The organism is Kitasatospora sp. NPDC048407, from assembly GCF_043200475.1.
Taxonomy (GTDB): Bacteria; Actinomycetota; Actinomycetes; order Streptomycetales; family Streptomycetaceae; genus Kitasatospora.
Genome location: NZ_JBICXW010000017.1, coordinates 43,261 through 49,699, shown reverse-complemented (window position 1 = coordinate 49,699; position 6,439 = coordinate 43,261). Strand labels below are relative to the sequence as shown.

Sequence of the window (6,439 nt, the reverse complement as noted above, 5' to 3'; positions counted from 1 at the left end):
GGACGGGCGCGCGGCGGACGGGCGCGCGGCGGACGGGCGCGCGGCGGACGGGCGCGCGGCGGACGGGCGCGCGGCGGACGGGCGCGCGGCGGACGGGCGCGCGGCGGACGGCGGGCGGCGGACGGGCGCGCGGCGGACGGCGGGCGGAAAAGACCGGGTCCCGGCGTGGCGACGAGTTCCGCGGCCCCGCCCGGTCTACATCTCGACCGGAACGACCACCACCCCCCTCTTCCCGGGAGCACAGACATGGGCCTGATCCACATCGAACTGTTCGCGACCCTCGACCTCGTCGGGCAAGCGCCCGGCGGACCCGACGAGGACCCGGCCGGATTCCCGTACGGCGGATGGCAGGTACCGCTACTGGACGAGTACACCGGCACGCAGATCAGCACCGCGTACGAGGACACCGACGCGCTACTGCTCGGCCGGCGCACCTACGACCTCTTCGCCGCGTACTGGCCGCGCCAGAAGGACGGACGGATCGCGGAACTGTTCAACAGCGTCCCGAAGTACGTCGCCTCACGCCACACACCCGACCTCCCCTGGAAAGGCTCCACACTGCTCGGACCGGACCTGGCCAACGCCGTACACGAAATCCGGGAACGCCACGAACACGTGAAAGTCGTGGGAAGCCTCAACCTGGTACAAAGCCTGCTACAGGAACGGCTCTACGACCGCCTCGACCTGTGGCTCCACCCCATCACCCTCGGCACCGGCAAAAAAATCTTCGACCACGGCACCGTACCGACCAACCTCACCCTCCTGAAGCCACCAGAAGCCGGCCCCACCGGCACCGTCCTCCTCCGCTACAAAACCACCACCGGCACACCCACCACCGGCGACATGAACACACCCCACCACCACAACCACAACCACGACCGGTGACCACGACAGGCGACCACGACCCGCAACGGCGACCACGACCACACGGCGTGGGACCGCCCCCGGAGCCCGAAAGCCCCGGGGGCGGTCCCATTCACCGAACGAGCGGCGAAGGCGCGGGTACTACCCCACGAACCGGTCCGCACCAGCCCGACGCCGTGCCCGGTACAGCAGCACACCGCCCAGCGTCAGCAGCCCGCCACCGACCAGACCCGCAGCCGCGAGACCCGCGGGCGAACCCGTGTCCGGCAGATGACCCCCGCCACCGGCGTGCGGCGGCTTCGAAGGACCACCCGGACGCGGCACCTTCACACAGCCCTCGCCCTTCTCCCTCTCCGGGCACTCCGACACCGTCACGCACAACGACACCGGCCGGGACTCCACCAACTGCCCCTGCGGATCCCGCGCCGAAGCCGTCGCGACGTTCGTGACATGACCGGCCTTCGCGTCCTCCTCGGTCACCACGTAGGTGCCGCGGCACGTCGTGCTCGCACCCGGCTCCAGCGTGGCCGACTCGCACACCACCGGGGACACCCGATCGTCACTGACCGCAACATCCGTCAGCACCGTCGACCCGGTGTTCGTCACCGTGTACGTGTACGTGATCGTGTCACCCACCTTCGCGGAACCCGACACATCGGACTCCTTCACGACCGACAGCGACGACGCACCCGAAACGGTCTCCACCGTCGCCTCACCCGGAGGACTCACCACCGGATGCCCCTCCGGATCCGTACCATTCGCGGTCGCCTTGTTCGTCACACGACCCGCCGCAACATCCGCAGCGGTGACCACGTAACTGCCGTGACACAACGTGCTCGCACCGGGGTTCAACGTCGTCGCGTTGCACGTGACCGCGGCGACATGGTCGTCCGTCACGGTCACGTTGTGGATGACGGCCGTGCCGGTGTTGGTGACGGTGTAGGTGTACTGCACCGTGTCACCGACATGGAACGGACCAGCGCTGTCAGCGGTCTTCTCGATCGACAGCGACGCCACACCCACCACCGGAACAGTCGCCTCACCGGGCGGGCTCTGCACCGGCTCACCCTCGGGGTTGGTGCCATTCGCGTGAGCCGTATTCGTCACGTGACCGGCCGCCGCATCGGCAGCGGTGACCACGTAACTACCGTGGCAGAGCGTGCTCTGACCCGGGTTGAGCGTCGTCGTGTTGCACGTGACCGCGGCGACATGGTCATCCGCCACCGTGACGTTGTGGATGACGGCCGTACCGGTGTTGGTCACGGTGTACGTGTACGCCACGGTGTCACCGACGTGGAACGGACCAGTCGCATCCGCCTTCTTCTCGATGGACAGCGACGCCACACCCACCACCGGAACAGTCGCCTCGGCCGGCCCACTCCGCACCGGCTCACCATCCGGATCCGTACCGTTCGCGTGCGCCGTATTCGTCACATGACCCGCCGCAACATCCGCAGCGGTGATGACGTAACTACCGTGACACAACGTGCTCGCACCAGGGTTCAACGTCGTCGCGTCGCACGTCACCGCGGCGACATGGTCATCCGACACGGTCACGTTGTGGATGACGGCCGTACCGATGTTGGTGACGGTGTACGTGTACTGCACCGTGTCACCGACATGGAACGGACCCGCACTGTCAGCCGTCTTCTCGATCAACAACCGGGCCTCGCCCACCACCGGCACAGTTGCCTCGGTGGGAGGACTCACCACCGGCTCGTTCTCCGGGTCGAGAGCGCTCGCGTGAGCGGTGTTGGTCACATGCCCGGCCGTGACATCCGCGGCGGTGATCACGTAACTGCCGTGGCAGAGCGTGCTCGCACCGGGGTTCAACGTCGTCGCGTCACACGTCACCGCGGCGACATGGTCATCCGCGACGGTCACGTTGTGGATGACGGCGGTGCCGGTGTTGGTGACGGTATACGTGTAAGCCACGGTGTCACCGACCTCGAACGGACCAGCACTGTCCGCGGTCTTCTCGATCGACAACCGCGCCTCACCCACCACCGGCAGCACCACCTGATCCGGCGGACTCAGAACCGTCTCGCCCTGCGGGTTCGTAGCCGCGGCTTCGGCTCTGTTGGTGAGGTGGCCGAGGGCGAGGTCTGCGGCGGTAACCACGTAGGTGGCGTGGCACAGCGTGCTCTGGCCCGGGTTCAGTGTCGTCGCGTCGCACGTCACCAAGGTGGCGTGGTCGTCGGCGACCAGGAGGTCGTCGAGCACTGTCTGGCCGGTGTTCGTCACGGTGTACGTGTAGCCGACGGTGTCACCGACGTGGACGGGGCCTGCGGTGTCTGCCTGCTTGCTCAGGGCGAGGGAGGACGGGCCGATGACTGTGACGGTGGCTTCTGTCTCGGGGGAGGTGATTGGCTCGCCGTTGGATGTGCCGTGTGCTGTCGCGTGGTTGGTGGAGTGGCCGGCTGCGGCGTCGGCTGCGGTGATCACGTAGGTGCCGTGGCATTCTGTGCTGTCACCGGGGCTGCCGCGGGGGGCCAGGGTGGTGGTGTCGCAGGTGATGTTGGTGATCTTGTCGTCGGTCACCGAGAGGTTCGTCACCTCGGTGCCGCCGGTGTTGCTCACCACGTAGGTGTAGGGGACGGTGTCGCCCACGTTGAAGGGCTCGGGGGCGTCCACGTGCTTGACGATCTCGATGCCTGGCGGGGCCACCACGGGGATGTCCTCGGTGGATGGTGGCGATGTCACGGGATCGCCGTCTGCGGTGCCCGTGGCTTGGGCGGTGTTGACGACGTGGCCTGCGGCGACGTCTTCCGCGGTGACCAGGTAGGTCGCTGTGCAGGTGACTGTCTTGCCCGGTTCCAGCACGGTCACGGGGCAGTTGATCGGGCCGACCTTCGGGTCGTTGACGGCCAGGTTGTTGATCGGGATGGTCCCGGAGTTGGTGACGACGAAGTCGTACGGGATCGTGCTGCCGATCGTGAGGTCGGCGGGCAGGGGCTGGTGGGCCTGCTTGACGAGGTTGAGTTCGGGCAGTGGCTGGTCGGTGCCGATCACCACGTTGCGGATGAGGTGCACGTCCGTGAACAGGCCGGTGGAGCCGGCGAAGCCGAACTTGTAGGTCGGGGGGACGGGTTGCGGCGCGGGGGTGCTCAGCACCTGGTGCGGGCCTGTGCCGTCGTTGAAGTCGACGCTGATGGTCAGGACCGGGTTCGGCGCCGGGGTCATGTGGACGTTGACCCGGCGGCGGGACGGCTCCAGCAGTGCCTGGGCCTGGGCCGGCGTCACGCCCGGCGGCAGGGCGGTCAGCGGGCCCTGCAGGTTGCCCGGCAGGGTGGACGGCCACGGGCCGGTGGTGGTGAAGTTGCTGGTCGTCGCGGTCAGGAAGCAGTAGCCCTCGATGCCGTTGCCCGGGCCGCGGACGGTGACCATGTTGGGTCCGGGCGCGGGGACGTGGAACCCCGTTCCGGCCGGGGACCGCTGGCCGGGCGGGCAACCGTTGCCGCGGTGTTCCCAGTCGCCGAAGTAGTTGCCGAGGACGTCGAGTCCGACGCCCAGGTAGCCGCCGTCGACGCCGGGCAGGAAGGTCAGGTTCGGGTTGTCGTCGGGCAGCTTCTGCGCGTAGCCGAGGCTGCCGCCGAACGCGCCGGGGTGATCGAGCGAGACATCGCCGTTGACCAGGAAGAACGAGATGCCGTCCGCCGGGGTGGCGGGCGTGGTGCTGCCGTACTGCCACTGGTCGAAGCTCACGTCCAGACCGGCGTTGGCCGGCAGCGCCTGCTCGAAGAGCACCGCGCCGTTCTGGTCGTTGCTGGAGTCGGTGATCCGCAGGTAGCCGAACGGCGAGCCGTCCAGCGGCGGCACCGGGCCGACCTGCGGGAGCGGGCAGCCGCCCAGCGGGCGGCCGTCCGGCCCGAGGGGCGAAGTCGGAGCACCCGTCAGACACGCCGAGCCGACGGCGACGAACCTCGGGTCCGCGGTCGCGCCGGTGAAGTCCTCCTGCAGGAGGGGCGAACCGGTGGCTCGGACACGCTCCGGCATGGCCACCGCTCGGGGGCGTTCAGGGGCGGCGGCCTCGGCGCCCCAGGAGGCGACCAGGCTGGTACCGACCAGGCCGAGTGTGGCTGCGGCGCTGATGAAGCGGGCCGTTCGGGATTTGAGCCGCCACGGTCCGCGGAAATGTCTCGTCATGCCCTTGACTATGTACAGCTAATACCAAGTGTTATCAATTATTACTATCAGTGGACCTGGCGAATCGCTCGGATGCCCGAACGCGGGATGCCAACCCGGCATCAGCACTGCCGCGATCACGGGGGCCTGATGAGAACTCAGGAGCGCGACGACCGGACACCCTCGAACGGGTCAGGCGGCGAGGTACGCACGCCGCCGACGACGCCCGGATCGGGATCGCCGGACGGGCGCCTCGATGGTCCGGCCGCGCGGGCAGTACCGCGCCCGGACTCGGCCCGCCACTCGCGCCGAACACTGTTCCGCGCTCGAGGACGCGCGCAGGGTTCGACCACTGCGGCACCCTGGCACCCGTGAGCGCCGCGCTGCGCCATCTGTCGTGTGATGAAAGTGATCTGACGGTCTGTCAGATAAATCAGAGCGCTTCCCGGGCGACCACCCAGGGGTGAACCCTCGAACCGCCCATCCCCCGCAGGCGCAAGGGTTCTGATGATCCGTCAGGACCAGACGGACGCACGGCCCTTTTGCGGGCCTCCGGATCCCGTGGCGTTCTGGAATCGGCAGGACCGACACCGCCCGCCACCGACCAACTTCTCGGAGGAGATTCTCATGCGTGCTCTCAAGCGTGTTCTGGCCGTCAGCGCCCTCGCCGCCCCCCTCGTCCTCGGCTGCGCCGGACTCGCCGCTGCCCACGGCCACGAAGGCCACGAGGGCGCGGAGTTCAACCAGGGTCAGTTCATCGCCAACGAGGAGGGGGCCGGCGAGGCCAAGGTCCACTCCGAGGTCGACCCGTGCGGCGTCGAGCACTCCAAGGGCTGGGTCTTCGCCGGTGACGAGGGCGTCGAGGGCTCGCACACCGAGTCCGGTGCCCACTTCTAAGGGCTGGCCTCAGCATTCGCATTCAGGTGCCCGGCGGGAATCCCACCCGCCGGGCACCGGCGTGTCCGGGGCGGCGGGCCCGACGGCACGCCGGCCGGGAGGGCGGGCTCAGTGCTCGTCGAAGCGGTGCCCGGCCCGGTAGCCGGCGGGGACGCCGTCGGCGATGATCACGTCGGCCGTCATGTGGCGGGTGCGCAGGGGCAGGATGTCCTGGTAGGCGGGTGAGGTGTACCAGGCGTGGGCCTGCTGGTAGTCGGGGAACTCGATCATAATCAGGCCCTGCCGGCCCCAACTGCCCTCGATGGTCTCGAAGTTGCCGCGGTGGACGAGGAAGCGTCCGCCGAACGCGTCGAGGGTGGCGTCGATGCGCCGCAGGTATTCGACGGTGTCGGGGCAGACCTCGACGGAGTGGACCTGGGCCAGGGCGTAGGCGGGCATCGTGGTGCTCCCATGCGGTCGGGGCGGCTGACCTCGATGACGCTACGCAGCGGCGGGGCGGGGCGAATCCGTCATGAATCAGTCGGCCGGTGCCGCCGCACGCCCGCCCGGCCGC

Annotated in this window: 4 protein-coding genes; 2 read left to right on the top strand and 2 right to left on the bottom strand. The window is 68.9% G+C overall.

Features of this window, described 5'->3' with window-relative positions:
- The first annotated feature begins 246 nt into the window (after positions 1-246).
- Complete coding sequence (locus ACGFWJ_RS26850) at positions 247-885, top strand: dihydrofolate reductase family protein (RefSeq protein ID WP_392954176.1); 639 nt, start codon at positions 247-249, stop codon at positions 883-885.
- Between the two features lie 120 nt (positions 886-1,005).
- Here ACGFWJ_RS26850 and ACGFWJ_RS26845 read toward each other — a convergent pair whose 3' ends face one another.
- Positions 1,006-5,010: an LPXTG cell wall anchor domain-containing protein gene (locus ACGFWJ_RS26845; RefSeq protein WP_392954173.1), complete on the bottom strand. Its 4,005-nt coding sequence runs from the start codon at positions 5,008-5,010 to the stop codon at positions 1,006-1,008.
- A 606-nt stretch (positions 5,011-5,616) separates the two neighbouring features.
- Between ACGFWJ_RS26845 and ACGFWJ_RS26840 the strand changes: the two genes are divergently transcribed.
- The gene (locus ACGFWJ_RS26840) at positions 5,617-5,886 is read left to right on the top strand and encodes a hypothetical protein (RefSeq protein WP_392954171.1); all 270 of its coding nucleotides are present in this window, start codon (positions 5,617-5,619) and stop codon (positions 5,884-5,886) included.
- A gap of 108 nt (positions 5,887-5,994) precedes the next feature.
- Here the strand turns inward: ACGFWJ_RS26840 and ACGFWJ_RS26835 are convergent, their stop codons facing one another.
- On the bottom strand, positions 5,995-6,324 hold the full coding sequence (locus tag ACGFWJ_RS26835; protein WP_392954168.1) for a DUF1330 domain-containing protein: 330 nt from the start codon (positions 6,322-6,324) through the stop codon (positions 5,995-5,997).
- Positions 6,325-6,439 lie beyond the last annotated feature (115 nt).

Bases quoted from the DNA above. Each gene is read 5' to 3' on its own strand.
- ACGFWJ_RS26840 (WP_392954171.1), top strand. From the start codon at position 5,617: ATGCGTGCTCTCAAGCGTGTTCTGGCCGTCAGCGCCCTCGCCGCCCCC.
- ACGFWJ_RS26835 (WP_392954168.1), bottom strand. From the start codon at position 6,324: ATGCCCGCCTACGCCCTGGCCCAGGTCCACTCCGTCGAGGTCTGCCCC.
- ACGFWJ_RS26845 (WP_392954173.1), bottom strand. From the start codon at position 5,010: ATGACGAGACATTTCCGCGGACCGTGGCGGCTCAAATCCCGAACGGCC.
- ACGFWJ_RS26850 (WP_392954176.1), top strand. From the start codon at position 247: ATGGGCCTGATCCACATCGAACTGTTCGCGACCCTCGACCTCGTCGGG.